Source organism: Paraburkholderia sp. GAS33 (assembly GCF_050436645.1).
Taxonomy (GTDB): Bacteria; Pseudomonadota; Gammaproteobacteria; order Burkholderiales; family Burkholderiaceae; genus Paraburkholderia; species Paraburkholderia phenazinium_B.
Genome location: NZ_JBNDMP010000028.1, coordinates 19,902 through 39,698, shown reverse-complemented (window position 1 = coordinate 39,698; position 19,797 = coordinate 19,902). Strand labels below are relative to the sequence as shown.

Sequence of the window (19,797 nt, the reverse complement as noted above, 5' to 3'; positions counted from 1 at the left end):
CTGATGGGCGGTTTGTAGAAGCTGCCGGTTTCCCCGATATGGACATGGGGAGCACGGAGGCCGTTGCGACCCGCCCGCCGTTAGCGACTCATTCCATCCATCGTGAGCGCATCCTTGAAGACCTTCTCGCGTCGCCGAAGACCTGACGGCGCGCCGTTACTTGCGACTGTAAGGGGTGTGTCCCGCCTCGGTGTAGGGCAGAGTTATGCGCGCTCATGTGGACGCCTGCAGAACCGGAGCTTCAGCGCTCACGCGCCAAGACGTAGTTTGCGGCGTTTCTGCCGTTCGACTTGACGCAAAGCGGACCTTCAACCCACCGTTCAGGACGTTGCACGCAGAGCTTAGGGCCGCGCCGAGGCCGTACCCTATTGATGCCTGTCATCGAGCCTTTTATGCAGATAGTGCCGCTCATGTTTGCCGCTGAACTCCTCAAGTCGCTATTGATTCTGGACGGTCCGAGCGGGCGCATCGAAGGGCCGCATAAGCTGAACCCAAGGGGCTATCAGTCGGCAAGGTGGATCGACGATGTTCCTAGAATGCGCGAAACAAATCGTCTTTCGGATACGGTAGTGCCAGTTCCGGCATATCGTGCCTTCCGAAATACTGGGTGGACTTGGTTTCGGAATCGGTGGGCACTCCGGAGCCGCCGATGATTTTGCATTGAAACAGCGTCACTACGTATTCGACATGATCGCCACTTGGATATGTGTATCGGAACGACCGCCCGCCGAACACGCCTAGAATGCTGTGAATGCAAACAGCATATCCTGTTTCCTCCATTACCTCTCGGACGATTGCTTCTTGCGGGCTTTCTCCCAATTCAATTCCGCCGGCTGGCAAACTCCATGCCTCACCTGATGACTTTTCCTGAAGGAGCAGTTTGCCTTCGTGATCGTGAATCACGGCTGCAACGGAGGGACTCAATATCAAACCACTGCCAACCTTTTTCCTCAGCCGACTGATGTAGCTTTCGTTATCATCGTACAGCGACACGTTCGTCCCCAAATGAGTTTGTAGCTGTCCGATTGTCGGCGATTTGTGAGAGGCCGTCGACCGTCTCTTCATGGCCGGGTTGCTCTTGCGGTTGGGGCGGTCCATTTGGTCAGCGCCAACGACCAGTAATCAGTGTCCGCGCTAAACATTGTGGATTTTGCTAATGGCGGACGCGGAGCAGCAGTTGACATGTTTAATTCGCGTCCCGGAGATCGCTGCCCAGTAAGCTTTCGCGGCAGTCCGTGCGGAACTGGTCCGCGAGTTGACGATTTGAATGTCGCAAAGTTGACAGGATTATTGCGTACTACGCCAGACGGGTGGCCTTCAATCATCCACGGTCAAAGTGGCGAAAGAACAGATATAGGGAGATTGCGGCAACTAGCCAAAACACAGCCTTGACAATCGATGGAGTCGTGCCCGTTCCGAAGCGCCGGCTATACCAGAGGCTTAAGCTCTCAAGCGCCATGCCCGAAACCAGCGCCACGGCGATGTACACCACTACTCCAACGACTGTCACTCTTCCTGTTTCATGGTACCCAATGACGATCCCTATCAACGTCGCGGGGATCAAAAGAGATATGGTTCGCTTGAATGTTTCCGCCAGCATGGCTTCCTCTAGGGCTCTTGAGTTCTCGCAAAGATTTTACCGTCGGCTACATCATTGGAAGACAGTACTTCGCTCGCATGCATATTTCGTCTTCGCGCGCTGATGGAATCGCAGCCCAGAACGCAAGCACGGGCCATCACGTTCGCACCGGAAATCAAGGTCGCAGGTTCCTCGCCACATCTTGGTCCGGGAATGGGGAAAATAGTCCGGACGTTGATCAGGCTGCCTGTCTTGTTCTCAATGACGGGGCCGGCTCGGTCTTCGGGAGCGCAAGCAGGACGATAAGCGCAAGTATCCCTACCGCAGGTATCGCCAGCAGACTGCCTTCCGGGCCAGTTGCCCCGCCGCTAAGCCAGCTGGGTCCGATTGCCTGGCTGGTCAGGAAATGACCGGAGACCATTCTCCCGCTATCCGCTGCGCCGAATAAAAAGGACTCGCTCCAGTCCCACGCGGCATGCATGCCCGCGGCCCACCAGAGCGACCCTGTGCGCCAGATCGCGAAACAGGCAACCAGACCGAACAGCACTACCTGGACGAGACCGAGAATGCTTTCATTGGGATTGAATGCGTGGACGAAGCCAAACGCCAAGGAAGTCCGGACGGCTGCGGCAACGGCGCCGACGTCCCGAGCGAGCCTGAAGAACACGTAGCCTCGGAAAATCAGCTCTTCGGACCACCCGACCAGTATAAACACGAGCGCCCAAAGCATTCCCGACGCGATCGGCGAGCCGCCGAGGCTTTCCAGGCGCGTGACGTTCGCGCCTCCGGTCAGAACCAAAGCGGCCATCGTCCCAGACAGTGCCAGTGTGCCTGCCAACAGTCCGAATCCGAAGTGAACGGTGCGGTGTCTTGCGTCCAGGCCGTAAGCGAGCCAAGGCTCCTTCTCGAACCCGCTGGTGACTTTGGTCGCAACCAGCGCCGCGCCGCAGAAAGTCACTCGCATCAGTAATTCGTGACCAGGTGTCATTGTTGCACCGTGAACGCGCAACGAGTAATGAAAAAGGTATGCGACACCGGCTACGGCCGACGTTACCAGCAGAAAGACCGCATAGAACAAGCGGATGCAGCGCCGGGTACGTAAGCGCCCATGAACTGCGAGGCTGGACGAAATGCGATTCCGAAAAGAATGGAGGGCGTTCCGAATGGGACTGTTCTTCATGTGCGTCTTGTTTTTTGTCGAAAAATTCAACCATCAAGTTTTGCGTTTTACTGATCGCCGGTCTTCCATCGGTGCGCCGTGGTTATCTAATGATTTGCTTCTGCCTTCAGGCAGGCCGTGTTTGCATGGTTGCGGAGAGGTCAGTCTATGACATATCACCTAGGGCGAGCGGATACTTGCTGCACAAAAAAATGGCTCTATCTGCCAAAGCTTCCATGTTGCTGCTAGGAGGCGGAATTGCCCCGCTCTTTAGCTCACGTCGGAACGACATGACGCGGTATATATGACAGTGACAAAATTGCGTGCCACCACCCCGCCAAATTCCAAGTCCGCAATGCGCTCTAGCCTTTTCATCAAGATTTCCCTCTCTGTCTGAGGCAATTGAGCCACAGGGGAGAAGGTGCTCGTCAGTGCCAGTACCTGACTCGTCGTCTGGGTCGTTGTCCAGTGAATAAGTTCATGGGATACAGATGCAAATCCTGCCCCCCGCAATTGGGCCTTACGCGTCTCTGCATCCAGAGCAAACGGGACTTGCGACTCACTACCGTGCGAAGGGCTGCGCCAAAGATTCGCGAACAGGGAACGAGTCCTGCGCTGGAACTCATCTTCACGCGAGGAATCCCCAAAAATTGTCCACCACATGGCCCATTGACCGCCCGGCTTGAGGAGTCGTTTGGCCTTAGCAAGAGCACTTTCCTGCTCCAGCCAGTGAAACGAAGTCGCGGCAATACCAAGGTCAAACTTCTCGTCCGAGAAATCCACGTCTTCGAACGCTGCTATATGAAGAGAGAGGCGGCCTGGTGTCTTTGATTTGCACTTCGCGAGCAGCACCTCGGCGAGACGGTTATCTGGCTCAATGGCCGTTACCGCACAGCCAAGGTCGAGTAGTCTTTTGGTTGCTTGTCCCGTGCCTGGACCAATTTCGAACACCCGGGTCGACGGGGTCGCCCTGCAAGTCGTCCGCAGGATGTCATAGACGCGAGCAGGGTAATCGGGACGACCTTCAGCATAACCGTTGGCATCGTTACCGAAAACCGTGCGTCCCGCAGACTGTTCTATCCGTTTTGACGAGGCGAGCATTGCCGACCCTTCCTTAATAGCGCTGGTTTGTGGACGATTGTCAGCGATTCAGGTGACCGGTGTCGACTGGCCATTAGTGGCCGATCCCTGTCTCATGCATGCTGCATGGATTGCCAGCAGCTCAGACGGCTGCGTTCGGCAGCACGCGACCCACAGGGGACCTTCAGATTTGCCGAAAGCTGCCGTTCACATAGCTTATAGGCTGCTCCGACGTATAAGATCGGTCGAGGCGAAAATTCAACACTCTGACTCGCTGCAGCGACTCAGAGTTGTCTTGGAGTGGGAATCCTCTTGAAAACAATCGTAAAGCGCTTCCTGTTAGCGCTGATCGCCCTGATGGCTTGCGTTCGTGGTGGAGTTGCGCTGGCAGAAACCCCATCTGACCAGTCCTTTTCTCCTGATCCAAAAATCCAGAAAATTGCGGAAGCCTACTCGCTAGACGCCGTCGACTTCTCCGCGAAACAGTTTGGAATAAAACTCGACTGGTCGGACGCGAGTATTGCAAATGTCGAAAAGGCCTTGGCGCAAATGAGTTCATCCTACGTCAGCACGAGTCCCAAGCCAACAGACGAACAAGTCATGTCATTTGCGAAAGCCTACGGAAGTTACCTCGGAGAGGTGTATCGCCGCAATCATGGTGGCGAATGGGGTATGGTCACCCTTGGCGGAAGCCGATTCCCGGGTCTGCGAATCACCTCAGGTTCCAGCTTCTGGCCATGGGGACGAGTATTCAATCGGATCACAAAGGGGACGGAGGACAACATCGCCGACTACTACGCGGCCCTATTGAAAAGGTAGCGGACGGCGTATCCATTCAACTTGGTCTTGAAGGTGTCAACGATTCAGGCCACGACGTCGAACGTCCGAAAGTGGCCGCCTAGCGCCCGACGACAGAGCGCGACGATCGCCTCGGGCGCAGCCTCTCTTGCAGGGGGCATAAAGCGACCCACATCGGTCCGACGATTTTCTCGAAAGCGGACATCCATAGTCTTGAACATACATCGTCGAAACGACCGCGAGTTCATCACCTCACGATGGGAAAAAACGTTCGCTCAGTTCCTCACATACACCGTCTAAACCAGGGAAAAGCGAGCCCGCGGTCAACCCCATCATTGCAAGCTCGCTCATTACCATTTCCCGACTCCTCACGGGTAGGTCGATCGCAGTCAAATAACGATTTCCCGATTGGCGCTCCGCCCATCCAATGTATTGCTCGACGTCAGCGAGATTCGTTAGTCCGGAAAGTGCTTGCTGTGGTATGAGTCTTTGGTTCTCGACGGGCAGAAATTCTAGTAGCGAGAAATGCGGCGGCGCCGGGGCCGTCATGGCAATCTGGCTATAGTCGCTCCACCATTGCTGCCGGTCGAATTGGTGAATCCGGATTCGTTGTTCGTCCGGAGCGTTTATCGCATCGGCATTCTTAATCCTGTGATACGCAAAGTATGCGGCAACAAACGGCGAATACGACCAGTCGATCAGCGGTGTCGGAAAGCCGTGATGCTGCGCCAAGTGAAGCATTGCCCCGTTCTCGTCGCTGTTTTGTCGGTTGAACAGGTGTCTGGTGTGAGCGCTCAAGTGCCGGTGCAGAACCTGCATGTCCTCGCCGGTATACCGAACCAAATCGCATCGACCTGTGCGGTGGAACTTCGACCTTAATCTCCACGGCTCACGCTGACCACGGAAGACGTACCGACGAGGATCAAGCTGAGATACGTGCTGCTTGAACTGTTGCCAGTCCATGGCAACAGGCGTTAACTCTGAGGGTCTTCCGGCATCGCTTGTGTGAAGAGTCGCTTGGCCTTGAGTACCGATGTTGGACTGCCATGTTAGCGTCATCTGGAGTTGTTGCCAGTCAACGACGGCTTGGATGATGGTGCCAAAACGCATGTTGGGAAATACCCGCTCCAGTTCATGCCACGGCACCATTTGACCGGTCACGGGGTGTATGGGATTCACGAGGACGAGAACCTGCACGGGGCTGACTTGCGGTTCGAATGGGACAATGCGCCCCACAGTAATCGTTCCGACGCTACCTTGCCCGGGAAACAGCGACACGCTGCCGCCGACCATGCCCCCTGTTCGCTCCGCGTCGACGACAATCCTTCCGTACCAACCAGTAGCCGTAAACTCGCCGATCCATTGCCCGAGCATGCTTATCCCCGATTCTTGGTTGACTAGAAGATCCTAAAGGTTATTGTCCAGCCGGACATCTGACCATTTCGTCGTCGGGTCGAACGATCAACAGCGACGTGTTTTTCCCGAAGTCGGTTAATGAGTCCATATGCCCCTTTCCTAGACTATGACCCCATCTCGCGCAGAGCAGAACACGCGACTGTGGCATTGATAGATCGCGTTGCGATTGAAGCCGCGCAAACACTCGAAATCATCCACGCGGTGCAACAGGTTGACAGGGTGCTTGAATCGCTGATACTGCTCGACCCACTCTCTAGGCGCGTGCGGGACCAGTTCGCCGTGTTCGGCGAATACGTACCGGATAAAGGCGTTGCGACGCAGGTTGAACTCCAGCCCGATCCAGTTCGGCCGGCGCAGAGGCTCGCTGAACGAACGGTCTGACAGCAGGCATCTGGCCTGGGTGTAGGTGCAGACCAGAACGGCCGCCGCATGGCTCTTGAGGTCAAACACGGCTTTGACCGTGCTCTCGAGCAACGCCAGCTTCCCGTCTCCCGATTCTGAGAACAGCATAAAAAGCATTCTGAGCCAACGCTCGTAGTCGGCGTCGGATATGCCGAGTTCGATACAGAGTCGTGCCTGCTGAGGTTTGCGTCCGTTAAGAACCCGTTCGAACATACGGTCTACAGCCGGTGCTGTAGGGCGGTAGTTTGCCAGTGCGCCGAGTGTGTTCAGCGCCTTCGCGACGGAATAAGGGTTGCGCAGGAAGTTGAGCAACTTGACCGTGAAGAGACTGCCAATCTCGCCGATGACGTCCCTATCACCCGCCGCGAGCTTCTGAAGCAGGCTTTCGGTCGTGGCGGCGATTTCCCCTTCGAACCGCTGGAAGAGCACTTCGAAGTTAAAGCGCAACCGGTCCTCCGGCGTGACGTCAAAAGTGAAGAGGTCATCGAGTGAAAGATTGCCGGAGATCAGCCTGCCGCGGTGGCTTTCGAGGCGAACGTCGTAGGACTCCCTGTCGTGGACCCTGAAAGAGAAGATCCTCTGCCGGTTGCTCGCCGCTTCGGGATTCGCGGCATTGAGCCGCTGTTCGACCTGGGAGACGAAATGCTGGTTTCGGGTGTCGCTCGATAGATCCATAGCTGGCGCGTAACCTCGATGGCGGTGGCACACATGATACCGGCCGTGCAGGGTAGCCACGAGGCGGCAGGAACGTATGCTTTTCGATTGTTGACGATTTACCCATCGATGTCGAATGTCTCATGATGGCCGCAAGTCGCCTGCCGCGTCAGACCGCAGGCGACCCTGAAGCGCCCTCCGATTTACCCGGGAGCGGCCACTCAAATGGTGCATCATTGGCGGGCAAACCGGATGAACATCTGCTATCGGACAACAACTCCCTCCGAACGATAAAATCGTAAACTCCCCCGCTTGCTGGATACCAATGAAAATCGCCGTCAATATTCTCATCGCTACGTTTGTCGCATCTGCTAGCGCCGCGCCATTTTCGGTGCATGAGGGCTCATGGCAATATGAGACCCCCACATTCGAAGAGGAGGAACCCGGCCAGCAAGACCCTTCGGGAACGAGCACACTTGATATCACGGTTACCACATTTGGAAGTGTGGTTTGCGGAAGTTATGACGGAACGTTGGCGATGCGACAACCTAAGACGAGTTTCTTTGATTTCGTTGGCTATCAAGCCAATGGGGCCGCGCACGTCTACTTCCCCAACGGCTTCACGGGAGAGCTTGATGATATTGGAGAGGCTGACATCGTGCAGAAAGGCAAGACTCTAGAGTGGCGTCTCACGCGAGAGCCGCAACATGAGGATTACCTTTATGAGGTCGAGCAATTGACCCCGGTTCAGCCCGACTTAAACAACAGAGAGCGATTGAGAAAAAGCTGTGCGGTCATCGCAAACATCTTCGGAAAGGTCAACAAGAATAATGCTCATGATGCTGTGGCAAAAATCAGCTCGGAAACGAATCGTTAACTTAAGTGTAGCTGCTTGCATTCGAAACCGGCCGTGCATGCAATCGACGCATGCTCACATTAGCTGCAACTGACTGGCATAAAACCATAGCCCCGATGCGACGGGCCGCAAACAATCCGGACGATACGCATTCCCCAGATCAGACATCCCAAAATGGCCACGCAGGCAGCCTTGGACGGCTCGGTGACTGCATGCGATCAGCGACGATCCTTCATCGCTTTCAAGTCTTGCTGGCCGAAAAACGAATCAATGGCATGAATCGAAAGAACACGGATACCATACGGACCGGTCATCACATGAACAATCGACGCTCTGCGCGCATTCCAGTCTGCCGGGTAGTTAAAGAGCGCAAATGTCGAGCAGGTAAATACCATGCCATCGACTTGACGGTCGTACCACGTCACGGGGTTTTGGCATTTCCTTGACATTGGCTGCGCGGATGTCAAGTAATAGCGGCTTTCGTGGGACGTGGTTCGGACGAGTAGTCGCTCACCAGCGTCCGTCAGCATCCACCCGGAAAAGACCAGATACGCGAAGACAAGGAGTAGGAAGCCCATCAATTGGCGCCTGCTAATCCGCTGGTTCGAATTTACCCGTTTTGCCGATATTCGAGTCCGCATACAGATCGCGGCAACAACGAGGGTGGCTACGCCAAACCCGATCCACATAGGATTGAATCGGCCACGAAGCGTACCATTTGCGAAAGAATCAGAGACGGCGGCGGACAGAACGAAAGCAACTGGAAAAATCGAAATCATCCCGATGAACAGTATGCACGCGATGACCGACCGGACTTTCATTTTCTATTTCTCCAAGGATCGTAAGCGTCGCAGTGTAGTACCGGCGCCCGATGCCGGACTAGATTGTTAACGATCCGTGTGGCAGTGTCGACTGTCCGAAACTGGCCGAACTCGGGCCGACGGCGAACGGCCCTGATCGCACTTCAACGGTCCTTCGCGTTGCTCGAAAGCAGCCATTCACTGGCCAAAAACCTCCAGCATCGTGATGCGTTCCAGCGTCACGCCGGCGGCGAGCAACGCGTCTCTCTGCAGCACTACGCTTTGCGACCGGTCCGATTTCGACACCCCGACATAACCGGCCAGACCATCGGACTACCCCGCCTGAAAACTTGCGGCAGCATGATCCGCATATGTGTCATCACGACCCGGCAGAGCGAGTCAAATCCGTAAGCCTCACCTGGGGAAGGACAACTGTCTGGATGAAGCGACCGGCTGCCCTATAGCTAGTAAGGGTAAGCGGCCTGATACCGGCGCCGTCCGCCGTGGGGAGTTGCACTACGAACTGGCCAGGGTCGGTCAGAGCCGCCGTATTGAGGCCCCACTGTGTAGATGTCGCCCAACATCTCGTTTGCGGCGCGCCGATCGAAGCGCCGGCGGGATCGAGCGCCGATGCCGCGATGCACTTTGAGCTATTCGTGGCCGGAAAACAATATAGGTCGACGACCTGGTCATTGGCGGGACTGAGCCGTGTTTCGCATACGCCGAAACCGGCAACCTTTTGTGGGGCGCCGAAGGGAAGCGCGGCTTTAACGGTTGCGACCGGGGCATAGGAGTTTAGTAGATAGGTCAGAGTCAACCGCCCCAGCGTGTTCTTGAATTTTGCGAATACGTCACTCGGCAGATTGACCGCTTGATAGTTCGACTTGTGGCCATTGCTCGTGCCGTCGAAGGTATTGCCCAGGAGGTTGCTGACCTGATGGGGCGGATAGGCAGACGCGACCGATATGATGCCGCTATATAACGGCTTGCCGTCGTTACTGGCGATACTAAGGATGACTCTATTGATCGTGACTATACGGTTCGGGTCGACCACCACCTTAAGCGGAACGTAGATGACAGGGTCGCCGAGCTGCTGGGCCTTGCCGATCACCTCGGCCTTGGACTGGTCGTCGAACGACAGGCGGATCGGGCCGCCCGTCGTCACTTTGCCGTAATCAGTGAAGCGTAGGATCAGACGGCCTGCTAATGTCGGCGTGAACATCACCGTAATCGCGCAAATTGTTGCCACGGCGAGGACGCCACGCGAAGTCGTCGTGTTCCGGCGGCTGTATTGCAGGCCAAGGATGAGTGCGCTCGCAATAACAAGGATAGCCATGAGCGCTAGTTGAACAGGCCAGTTGTCAAGGTCAACCATCCCGCCATCGGTCACTATGAAGCCGGCAATCCATATCAGAAAAATCGCGAAAACGATGCCTGCGGCCTGGGACCAGCTAGCGGTGATCGTGCCGACGGCTAATGCGGGCAAACCGACACCGATGAATATGACGAGCGCCGTATAGGCCGACGCACTGATTGCCGGCTGCGTATCTAGCCCATGTATAAGGCCGACGCCAAGGTCGAAAACAAAGGTCGGCAAGAAGGTCACGAGGGCGGCGAAAGCAATTTTATCTAGCGCGAGGTCGCTTCGACGGATCGGCCGGATCAGCCAGTCGTCATTGTTCGACACAACGGGGTCGCTCTGTACGACCACAATGATGGCGAAGCCTGCCACCACAGCGAACGCCAGATCGCTGAACGTGTGTAGCAACACCAATTCCAGTGGCTCAGCGAAGATCCCCATGTGCAGGATGATCCAGACCGCCGCGATTTTCAGAGCCAACACCGCTGCTACGTACGGCCAATGCAGTCTCAGATCTTTTTTCAAAATATGCAGCCACATATCATCTCCCCGTCATTTGTTCGGCCCGCGCGAACGCGGTGAATATCGACCTTAGGTCCATCGGCTCGGCCTGAACGAATTTGACGTCGCCGAATACGGTGGCCATTTCAGATGCCAGTTGATCTTCGGCGAACGCCGTATGCACAAAGCTCGCAACATTGCCCGAGGTACCGGCATCGATCCACGCCCTGGGCCAGGTATCGGGAGGACGGGCCGGCGATTGCAACGTGACGCGAATCAAGCGTACGCGCGTGTTCAGGACCTCGATCGATTCTTCGAACAGCAGGCGACCCTGGTTAAGAAAACCGACGTCGCTAACGAAACCCTCGATGTCGTTCAGTTCGTGCGATGAGATGAAGATAGTGAGGTCTTCAGCATGGCTCAGCACGCTTTCGACCAGGTCGTCGCGTACCAGCGGGTCTAAGCCGCTAAACGGCTCATCCAGCACCAGCAGCTTTGGTTTGAAGGCCAGGGCGGCAACAAGCGCGAGCTTGATACGCATACCATGTGAAAGGGCGCGGATTTTCCGCTCCATCGGCAGATTGAACCGTCTCAGCATGGCTTTTTCAAGCGCTTCGTCCCAATTCGAATAAAACGGTCTCACGTAATCGAGATAGGTACCCACGGCCATTTGCCCAGGAAGCACCTGGTTCTCCGAGACATAGCCGATCTGGTTAAGGTGGTGGCTCGTGAGTTCACGTGATGGCGTGCCCATCACGGTGAGATCACCCCGTGTCGGCGCCAGGATGTTCATCATCATCTTGATCGTGGTCGTCTTGCCGGCGCCATTGGCGCCAATCAGCGCATAGACGCTTCCCTCATCGACCGAAAAACTCAGGCCGCTGAGCGCCTCAGACGGGCCGAAGCGCTTCTCGATATTGCGGGCCTCGATGATCATTTTTGTGTTCCCCTCGCTATGTCGATCTGGTTCCAACGCTCAACGATCGCGTCGAGCAATTCCGCCTGCGTCAGCCCGACGCGACGTGCGCCGACCACCAGTGCCTCGACTTCGTGCCCTAGCAGTTGCGCCTTTTCTCCCGGGCGCGCCTGGGGCGGCTCGCAGACGACTGTCCCAATTCCCGGCCGCGCCTCGAGCCAACCTTCGTGAATCAGGTGCTGGATGATCTTGTGAGCCGTGTTCGGGTGAATCTTCAGGTCCGCCGCCAACGCCCTGACCGACGGAAACTCCTGCCCCGGCAGGTAATCGCCGCTGATGAAGGCGCGCTTGGCGGCAAAGACCACGGCGTCGAATATCGACTGACCAGATTGCGGCTTGTAATCGAATGGTGTCATATTTATAATGTGACACATGGTACACCAGAGTGTCAACGAGCATTCGTCGTTGTCATGTATGTCGTTTTGGTCTGCTGGCGTCCGCGATTTAATGCTTCGGAACGATCCGGAGGATGCTTGATCTTCCTGCGCATAAGCATCGAAGATCGCACTCATCAGATAGGCGAGGTTTTCTAAAGTAGGAACCGGCCTGTTTGAAGCTGCAGTTCTGTCACCGGGCTGAGGTCCGGTATGGACCATATCAGCAGACGGCGGGGATAGATCAAATTGTTCACGATCTTCATTGCGGCTCCGAGGGTCCGTTTGTGGCCGATCCCTGTCTCATACACGCTGCATGAATTGCCATCAGCTCAGACGGCTGCGTTCGGCAGCACGCGAGCCTGAGCTGTCCTTCAACTCCCTCGATAGAAGACGTTCGCAGTGGTCTGGCCATCGGGCTCAACGGTTCAGGCGAGTGTCTTGGTCATCAGGCTACGTCTGCTATCTCGTGTTTCGCAGCAGTAACCGAGTTTCGCGTAGAGCGGGCCGGCAGCGTGGTTTGCATCGTGGACTACCAACGAAACTTTGGCGAAGCCTTCGGCCGCTGCTTGCCGTTCGAAGTAGATGAGCGCCTTCGTCCCGAGACCTTGCCGACGGAATGCCGGCACGATCTGAAGATCGGCAAGGTGTAGCGCATCGGGATCACGCTCCCAACGTAAGTAGCCAGCGCGCGTTCCTTCGAATGTGATGATCGTCTTTGTGCCGCGCTCCCACGACTGAAGAAAATCGTTCCGCGACCAGTCTGGTACGGGTATGCCAACGACATCAGGAAGGCTGGTCTTGACCAAATCGTAGATGAAGTCTTGATCTTCATGTACTGCGGGTCTGAAGATCAGGAGCAGGCTTGTTTGCATAAGGACGATGCTCTAGAGCCTTGGACTTCAAATCGTCAGAGACTTTTTTCCCAGGCGATAGTCCGCGCTCGATAAGCTTGGTCGGATGAATAGGCGCATGGCTTAGGTCGCGTCCTTGCGCCGAATCCGCTCGATGTAGTACTTGGCGACCCAACCGTATAGCGCAATGAACGCCACTCCACCCGCTCGACTGAAAAACGACCCGTGTTCCGCATTGAGACCAAGCGCAGTCCAAGCGCCCCAAGTGACGAAAGCCGCACATATCGTGAACGCAAAAACCGCAAGAAGAATAGATTTTTTCACTTGCACCTCTCGTCAATCGCTAACGCGGATTATATCGATTCAAAGGCCGTGCTCGATATTGACTTTAGTTCTTGTGCAGGGCTAATTCACTGGACGCACGGTGGTTGGCCGACAGCTTTCGGCCATCGATTGCTTTTCTCCTCGACATGGGCGGCCTATTGCTCGCGAAATGCACGTCGATTGTCGACGGTGTATGCCACATCGTCGAGCGTCCCTTCCTTGCCGGGCTCCATATCATGCAATCAGCATATACGGCAGATGCTTCGCAATGCGACGACCGACGGCGTGCGACCCATAGCCTCCCTAGCGACCAAAATGGGGCAATCAATACTAGAAAGGTCCCGAACGCGGGCATGAAGTCAAGCCTATGCCCAAATACCGCTCAGCCACCGCCGGAATCTGCATCTGAAAAATAAAACGGACCATTGTCGAATATGGCGGTCGCCGTTCGTCAACCTGATGAGATGCTAAACATGCTCATAGAAAGGAGGGAAACCGTATGAAATTTCTTCTGACGTCCGGCGGCATCACCAACGCCAGCATCCACGCCGCACTTGTTGATCTGTTGGGCAAGCCGATCGCCGAGTGCAGCGCGCTCTTCATTCCTACTGCCATGTATGCCTATCCGCGACATGCTGCCATGGCGTGGCAGGCGTTCGCTGGAAAAGCGCGAAGCCCGTTGTGCGAACTGGGCTGGAAGTCGCTGGGTGTACTGGAACTCACCGCACTGCCGAGCCTCTCTAAAAAAGATTGGATCCCCCTGGTGGAAGAGGCGGATGTCCTGTTGGTGTGGGGCGGTGACCCTATCTATCTGGCTGACTGGATGCGTCGTTCCGGCCTCGTCGAGCTATTGCCTTCACTGCGCGATGAACTGGTTTACGTGGGCGTTAGCGCCGGTAGCATGGCGGTGTCCTCGACATTTTCAGAAAACTACAGTCGGCCGCCCAGTGGTAATCGCGACGCGCTGACCTCTGAGAGCTTCTCGTTCGCAACTGCAGAGGGTGAGGTCTCAAGCCTCCTGGTCACGGCCCACGGAGCAGGCTGGGTTGACTTTGCATTGATCCCGCATTTGGACAATCCGGATCATCCGGATGCCTCCTTGCAGAATGCTGAAAAATGGGCTGCCAGGATACCGGCGCCGGTCTATGCCATTGATGATCAGACCGCCATCGCAGTCACTCATAGTGCCGTCCAGGTTGTTTCAGAAGGTCAGTGGAAATTGTTTTTGCCGACTGCGTAGAGGGGCGCATGCGTGGCGGCGAAGAAAAGAAAGGGCGCTTTCTTTCAAAGAAAAATCCCTTGGACAACTGGAGACGGTGAGCCGGCCGGCATCGAGCAGCCACGATATTGCGCGGAGCTTTGCTTTCGACCCCAAGCGGTCCTTCAGTTCGCTTCTTGGGATGTCCCAACAGCGACCAAAAGAGGTCGATCCATCCATGCGCCTAAGGAAGTGCGATCCGTTTGACGCGGCCACTCGATCGTCTATCGCGCTTCACGCCTCTTGTAGTCGGCGCTTGCCTCGCTTTGCGCCGCAGGCACTCGCCGACCGGACGCGGGAATGATCTGCGGCAGCATCGAAGCGCTGGCAAATACGAGCCCAACGCCGCACACGCCCGGCCAATGCCATACGCTCCACGCATAGTTGCCAAGCGCCGCACCGATCGCCCCGCCCGCGAAGCGGCAGGTCATGTAAAGCGTGTTGGCACGGCTCATCGCAGTGCTCTCAACCGCCAGGCTGCGCGCCATGTTCGAGACATGAGAGCTTTGCATGCCGAGGTCGAGCAGGATCACCCCGACGATTAGCCCGCCGATACTCGAGCCTTTCCACGCAAGCACCACGTACGAAGCAATGAGGACAATGCTGGCGGCGAAGATGATATGACGCGGATCGCGCGTATCGGTCAGCTTTCCTGCAGCATAGGACGCGCTCGCGCCGGCGACGCCGACGAGTCCGAACAACCCGGCCGTCTCGCTGCCGTAACGGGGGTCGAGGGCGTGCAGGTGAAACGCGAGCGTCGTCCAGAAGGCGCTGAATACAGCGAATTGCAGCGCCGCGATCGACGCGGTCTGCCGTACGACGGGTTCCTCGCGCAGCAACGCAAACAGCGAACGCATCAACGCCCCATAGCTGCCCGAGAAGGTCGGCTCGATACGCGGGAGCACGCGCGCAAGCATGACGGCAACGCCCACCATCGCGACTGCCGCGAAGGCGTAGACAGAGCGCCATCCGAAATGCGCAGCGATCGTGCCCGATACCGTGCGAGAGACGAGGATGCCGCAAAGCAGCCCGAACATCACGATTCCGACGGCCTTGCCGCGGTTTCGGGGGCCCGCAATCTTCGCCGCATAAGGCGTGAGCAGTTGCGGCGCGACACTCGCCATGCCCGCGGCAAAGCTTGCCACTACGGCCCAGGGCAGCGTGGGCGCCGCCGCCATCGCGACAAGCGCGACAACGGCCGCCGCCAATGTGAGCGCGAAGAGCTTGCGAAGCTCGACCTTGTCCCCGAGTGGAATGAACAGGAGCAGGCCCAGCGCATAACCGGCCTGCGCAGCGATGGAAACTGCACCGGCCTGACCTTCGGTAGCGCTGAACGTATGCGCGAAATCGACGAGCAGCGGCTGGTTGTAATAGTTGTTGGCGACGACGAGCCCGGCTGCGAGTGCCATGACCCAATAGATCGACTGTCTCATCTGCGTCCATCCTTTGCCGGAAATGTTCGAAGCGCTCACGCGCTCGATTCGAGACCTGGCGTGCGGGCTTCTGCGGTTTGCTCAAAGGGAAATGTAGACTATTCCTGATCTCGGGAGTACGGTCGTACAGCGGTAATGATTCTTGCGATTTAGGGAAAGGTGACCAATGGACCGATTCGACGCGATGAATGTGTTTGTCCGCGTGGTGGAAGCCGGCAGTCTGTCTGCCGCGGCCCGTGCGATTCCGATGTCGCTGACTTCGGTGAGTCGCCATTTGTCGGCGCTGGAGACGCAATTCGGCATGCAGCTGCTACGCCGCACGACGCGGCACATCGCGCTGACGAACGAAGGGCGCCTTTTTTTCGAGCGCGCGAAGTCGATCCTCGCGGAGCTCGACGAAGTGGGCACTTTGCTCAGCGTAGGCCGCAACGAGCCGGCGGGCCGTTTGCGCATCGCCGCCCCCACGCTGCTCGGCCGAACCGTCATCGCGCCTCTCTTGCCCTGTTTTCTTGCGCGCCATGCCGCTGTTGCGGTTGAGCTTCTGCTTATCGACCGCGCCGTGAATCTCGTCGAGGAAGACATCCACCTCGCGATTCGTGTGGGCCGCCTGCCCGATTCGGCGCTCGTGGCACGCAAGCTCGGCGACGTACGCATGATCGTTTGCGCCGCGCCGTCTTATATCGAGCGCCGCGGCACGCCTTGCTCGCCTGACGAGCTGCGTCAGCACGACTGCCTCGTTTTCTCCGACCAGCCCGGCCCCGTTGATTGGCGCTTCAAGTCCGCTGGCACTCGTCATTCCGCGCGCATTACGGGCCGCCTCTGGGCCAACGCGCTCGACGTGCTCACGGCCGCGGCGATCGACGGCGCGGGCATCGTGCGCACCCCGTCGTGGCAAGTGGCGGAAGACATCCAGAGCGGCCGGCTGCGGCGCATCCTTCAGGATTACGAGACGACGCCTGCGCCGGTGAATGTGCTCTTCGAACGCGCACGACGCACGTCGCCTTCTGTGCGGGCCTTCCTTGACTACTTGGTCGAAGCGACGGAAACGAGCAGCCTCGTGGGCATGTCCCGCTTTGGCGAAGCGCCTGGCGCGGCAAACGGGTGATACGGCATGGCGCCGGGCGCCTACGCAACATGTTCGTCTTTAAGTCTAAGCTCCCACCCTTTCGCACCCTGAGCGCGTGCCAGCGTTAACGCTTGTTGCAAAATCAACGACCGTGGCGCTTGCTGGGATGACCTCTTTTCCGATAGCGTTCGAGACTTGATCCTCATAAGTTCAGGGGCGTTCCAAAGTTGTCCAGCGGCATCGCCTGCCAGCCGCGCATTAATGAGACTAGCGGCTTCTCGCGTACGCCCCTGTTCCAGCATGGCGTTCGCAAAGTCGGCTAAGAATACGGAATAAGCGGGATCAAATCCGTGGACTTGCAGCGTCTCCAGCGTCGATCGAAGCTCCAGGAAAGAGACAGCGTTGGAGTCCTGGAATACTTTCGCCCAAAGTGAAAAAGCCGAACCATACAGTCCCCAAAAGTGCAGGCCGTGATTTCCGGCCACCTGGTTGAGCTGCTGCGACACACGCTGGACTCCTTCTACGTCTCCTGAAAGCGCTGCCACGGTACAGCCTCCCTCCGCAAGGGCACAGCACAAGGTGCAGGCGTGATCCAGTGCCATAGCCTCGTCAATAGCGATCTGGGCAGCCCGTCGGGCTTTGGTCGTATTCCCCATTAACCACAGAATGCGAGCAAGAAAGGCCCAACCTGCTACGCGCTGGTCCATTCCGAATCTGAAGTGGGAACCATGACGTTCATCGCGCGTATAGCTGTCGAGCATGGACTCGATTTCAATCAAAGCTTCAGCGTGATTACCTAAAAAATGATGAGATGTTCCGATCAGGCGACGTGCTGTCAGAAGTGCTGCCTGATCGCGATGCCTCACGGCTAACTCCGCCATGCTTTTCCCATGCCGCAGTGCCTGTGCGTAGCAACCGCTACGGAGATGATAAAGCCATAGACCGTATTCAGCCTGTAGTTGCGTTTCCTTGTCGTCCAGCCGGAGCGCGAGATCGCTGGCCCTGGTCCAGGCTCGCCCGTTAGCCGGAACTGGTCCGCGCGACCAGGTCAGCGAAGTGGCCAATGCGGCCTGAATCATCATCTCCTGGTGCTCTTCAACGGGAGGAATTTTCGTTTCTTCCAGCACCTTCGTAATCCTCTGGCGACACTCGTCGTGGAGTGATAGCTGTATCCAGAATGGGGCGGAGTTCGCGAGGATGAGCAGTCCCAGGGCACGGCGCTTACTATCCAGCAATGACCAGTCAAGAGCGGCCCTGATATCGTCAATGTGGTGTTCGTATTGTCGCTTCCATTGTGTCGTGGGTACCGACATCCACTCCCGCTGTGCCTGCGAAACCAATTCTTCAACAAAGCGGGCATGCTTTTCAGTGACGGCCGCTGTGCGGTTCGCAAGCTGCTCCAACGCGTACGCCCGCAGCATGGTCAGATAGCGATAGCGTATCGGCTGAGTTCCGGCCTGCAACGTGATGAGCGACTTTTCAACGAGGCTGCAAAGAACATCAACCAGTCTGGTGGGCCTTTCCAGCCTGGTGGATACGATACGTTCTGCGGCAGTGACGGTGAAGTCGCCAGGGAAGATGGCCAGCTCCTGGAACACCGCTTGTTCTACGGAGTCGAGTAACTGGTAACTCCACTGCAAGGCGTCACCAAGAGTCCGATGGCGACACGGGGTCTGGCGTTTCTGAGCGGCAAGCAATCTGGATGAAAGGGCTAAATCCTCGGTGACCACTGCGAGACCCAGCGATGGCACGCGAGCTGCGGCGATTTCCAATGCCAGTGGAACTCCATCGAGCGCTCTGCATAACGTCGTAACCTGCTCTACGTTCTTTTCCGTAAGCTCGAAATGATAGTCCGCGGAAGTGACACGGCGGACAAACAGTTCAACCGCGCTATAGCTTCTTGCGTTTGCTGCGTTGACGGTGCGCGGAGGTAACGCGAGAGGACTGAGCCGGTAGACCTGCTCGCCGTCCATCCCCAATGGCGTCTGGCTGGTGAGCAGCACGCTCAGTCGAGGATCGGATTCCAGAAGCCGCTCAAGGGCCGCTGCACAAGCCGATGCAACGTGTTCGCAGTTATCGATGACCAGTAGCGCCTTTCCCGGGTGAGACGGTAGCTGTGCGCCTGTTCCAGCAAGCGCCGCCAACGCGCTCGAAATAGCCGACGATACTGAGGCTGCACTCAGTTGCGACAAGTCGGCGAAGTAAACGCCATCGGGAAAATAGCGATTGGATTCTGACGCGGCCTCTATCGCCAGGCGAGTCTTGCCTATGCCGGCAGGGCCTGTGAGCGTGCATAGCGCTTGGGTAGCCAACACCCGATTTAATTCCAGTAGCTCCTCAACCCGGCCGATCAAAGGAGACCGTGGGTTCGGGAGTCCGACTCGTACTTGAGGTGCGCCTATGGACGACGTGACAGCCCGATGCGCCTGCACTGAACCCGTAAAACGATAGCCCCGGCCAAATTCCGTCGCGATCAGGTCCCTGTCGTCCCCCAGGATTTTTCGCAACGACGAGATCTGCGCCTGCAAGCTGTTTTCCTCGACGACTTCCTTCGCCCATATCCGGGAAAGAAGCAAATCCTTGGATACGACCTGGCCTGCCGTACTGACAAGCTGGACCAGCACGTCCAGCGCACGCTCACCTACGTCCAGTCGTACGCCGTGTCTTAACAGTAGCCGCAAACGTGGGAACAACTGGTAGCGGCCGAATGCAACCATATCGTCGTCGCGGGAGTCTGGGCCCTTCGACGGCCTTTCATGGCGAGTCTTTGTACCTGTAGGCATTTTTTAATGACACATCGCAAGATTGCGGGGATCAACGGGGATTTCAGACGTCTGAAATTGTAGGCCAAAGACTTCTTGTGTGCGCTGCATCACGATGAAGGTCCCTGTACTACGTCGTGAGTCT

At 57.0% G+C, this 19,797-nt stretch carries 17 protein-coding genes; 4 read left to right on the top strand and 13 right to left on the bottom strand.

The genetic code is table 11. From position 1 onward, the window contains the following. Positions 1 to 531: 531 nt before the first annotated feature. The 4 genes from P3T24_RS38330 to P3T24_RS38315 all read right to left on the bottom strand — a co-directional run bounded on the left by P3T24_RS38330 (position 532) and on the right by P3T24_RS38315 (position 3,839). Positions 532 to 1,098: an NUDIX domain-containing protein gene (locus P3T24_RS38330; protein ID WP_429441884.1), complete on the bottom strand. Its 567-nt coding sequence runs from the start codon at positions 1,096 to 1,098 to the stop codon at positions 532 to 534. 223 nt (positions 1,099 to 1,321) lie between these two features. Next, complete coding sequence (locus tag P3T24_RS38325) at positions 1,322 to 1,600, bottom strand: hypothetical protein (RefSeq protein ID WP_074267276.1); 279 nt, start codon at positions 1,598 to 1,600, stop codon at positions 1,322 to 1,324. Between the two features lie 217 nt (positions 1,601 to 1,817). Beyond that, the gene (locus P3T24_RS38320) at positions 1,818 to 2,543 is read right to left on the bottom strand and encodes a CPBP family intramembrane glutamic endopeptidase (protein WP_429441882.1); all 726 of its coding nucleotides are present in this window, start codon (positions 2,541 to 2,543) and stop codon (positions 1,818 to 1,820) included. A 465-nt stretch (positions 2,544 to 3,008) separates the two neighbouring features. After that, entirely contained in the window at positions 3,009 to 3,839 is an 831-nt protein-coding gene (locus P3T24_RS38315; protein ID WP_429441880.1) for a class I SAM-dependent methyltransferase, read from the bottom strand. A 291-nt stretch (positions 3,840 to 4,130) separates the two neighbouring features. Here P3T24_RS38315 and P3T24_RS38310 point away from each other — a divergent pair, with 291 nt between their 5' ends. Then, positions 4,131 to 4,637, top strand: coding sequence for a hypothetical protein (locus P3T24_RS38310; protein ID WP_429441879.1), 507 nt, complete (start codon positions 4,131 to 4,133; stop codon positions 4,635 to 4,637). A 231-nt stretch (positions 4,638 to 4,868) separates the two neighbouring features. Here the strand turns inward: P3T24_RS38310 and P3T24_RS38305 are convergent, their stop codons facing one another. Further along, positions 4,869 to 5,990 (bottom strand): FRG domain-containing protein, encoded by a 1,122-nt coding sequence (locus P3T24_RS38305; protein ID WP_429441878.1) that lies wholly within the window; start codon positions 5,988 to 5,990, stop codon positions 4,869 to 4,871. Between the two features lie 141 nt (positions 5,991 to 6,131). Beyond that, the gene (locus tag P3T24_RS38300) at positions 6,132 to 7,109 is read right to left on the bottom strand and encodes a hypothetical protein (protein ID WP_429441876.1); all 978 of its coding nucleotides are present in this window, start codon (positions 7,107 to 7,109) and stop codon (positions 6,132 to 6,134) included. Between the two features lie 304 nt (positions 7,110 to 7,413). Between P3T24_RS38300 and P3T24_RS38295 the strand changes: the two genes are divergently transcribed. Beyond that, the gene (locus P3T24_RS38295) at positions 7,414 to 7,965 is read left to right on the top strand and encodes a hypothetical protein (RefSeq protein WP_429441874.1); all 552 of its coding nucleotides are present in this window, start codon (positions 7,414 to 7,416) and stop codon (positions 7,963 to 7,965) included. A 197-nt stretch (positions 7,966 to 8,162) separates the two neighbouring features. Here the strand turns inward: P3T24_RS38295 and P3T24_RS38290 are convergent, their stop codons facing one another. From P3T24_RS38290 to P3T24_RS38270, 5 genes are all read right to left on the bottom strand, one after another. Next, on the bottom strand, positions 8,163 to 8,765 hold the full coding sequence (locus P3T24_RS38290; protein ID WP_429441872.1) for a hypothetical protein: 603 nt from the start codon (positions 8,763 to 8,765) through the stop codon (positions 8,163 to 8,165). A 358-nt stretch (positions 8,766 to 9,123) separates the two neighbouring features. Continuing rightward, positions 9,124 to 10,644, bottom strand: a complete 1,521-nt coding sequence (locus P3T24_RS38285; protein WP_429441870.1) for a hypothetical protein — start codon at positions 10,642 to 10,644, stop codon at positions 9,124 to 9,126. A gap of 1 nt (position 10,645) precedes the next feature. Continuing rightward, positions 10,646 to 11,542, bottom strand: coding sequence for an ABC transporter ATP-binding protein (locus P3T24_RS38280; protein ID WP_429441869.1), 897 nt, complete (start codon positions 11,540 to 11,542; stop codon positions 10,646 to 10,648). Then, on the bottom strand, positions 11,539 to 12,093 hold the full coding sequence (locus tag P3T24_RS38275; protein WP_429410411.1) for a GntR family transcriptional regulator: 555 nt from the start codon (positions 12,091 to 12,093) through the stop codon (positions 11,539 to 11,541). The genes P3T24_RS38280 and P3T24_RS38275 overlap by 4 nt, the downstream gene beginning before the upstream one ends. A 290-nt stretch (positions 12,094 to 12,383) precedes the next feature. After that, positions 12,384 to 12,830 (bottom strand): GNAT family N-acetyltransferase, encoded by a 447-nt coding sequence (locus P3T24_RS38270; RefSeq protein WP_429441867.1) that lies wholly within the window; start codon positions 12,828 to 12,830, stop codon positions 12,384 to 12,386. 802 nt (positions 12,831 to 13,632) lie between these two features. Between P3T24_RS38270 and P3T24_RS38265 the strand changes: the two genes are divergently transcribed. Continuing rightward, positions 13,633 to 14,373, top strand: coding sequence for a Type 1 glutamine amidotransferase-like domain-containing protein (locus tag P3T24_RS38265; protein ID WP_429410415.1), 741 nt, complete (start codon positions 13,633 to 13,635; stop codon positions 14,371 to 14,373). A 242-nt stretch (positions 14,374 to 14,615) separates the two neighbouring features. Here the strand turns inward: P3T24_RS38265 and P3T24_RS38260 are convergent, their stop codons facing one another. Continuing rightward, positions 14,616 to 15,824 (bottom strand): MFS transporter, encoded by a 1,209-nt coding sequence (locus P3T24_RS38260; RefSeq protein ID WP_429441865.1) that lies wholly within the window; start codon positions 15,822 to 15,824, stop codon positions 14,616 to 14,618. A gap of 166 nt (positions 15,825 to 15,990) precedes the next feature. Here P3T24_RS38260 and P3T24_RS38255 point away from each other — a divergent pair, with 166 nt between their 5' ends. Next, complete coding sequence (locus tag P3T24_RS38255) at positions 15,991 to 16,929, top strand: LysR family transcriptional regulator (protein WP_429410419.1); 939 nt, start codon at positions 15,991 to 15,993, stop codon at positions 16,927 to 16,929. Positions 16,930 to 16,949: 20 nt separating this feature from the next. On the opposite strand, the gene P3T24_RS38250 is transcribed toward P3T24_RS38255, so the two are convergent. Then, on the bottom strand, positions 16,950 to 19,607 hold the full coding sequence (locus P3T24_RS38250) for an ATP-binding protein (RefSeq protein WP_429441863.1): 2,658 nt from the start codon (positions 19,605 to 19,607) through the stop codon (positions 16,950 to 16,952). Positions 19,608 to 19,797: the final 190 nt, after the last annotated feature.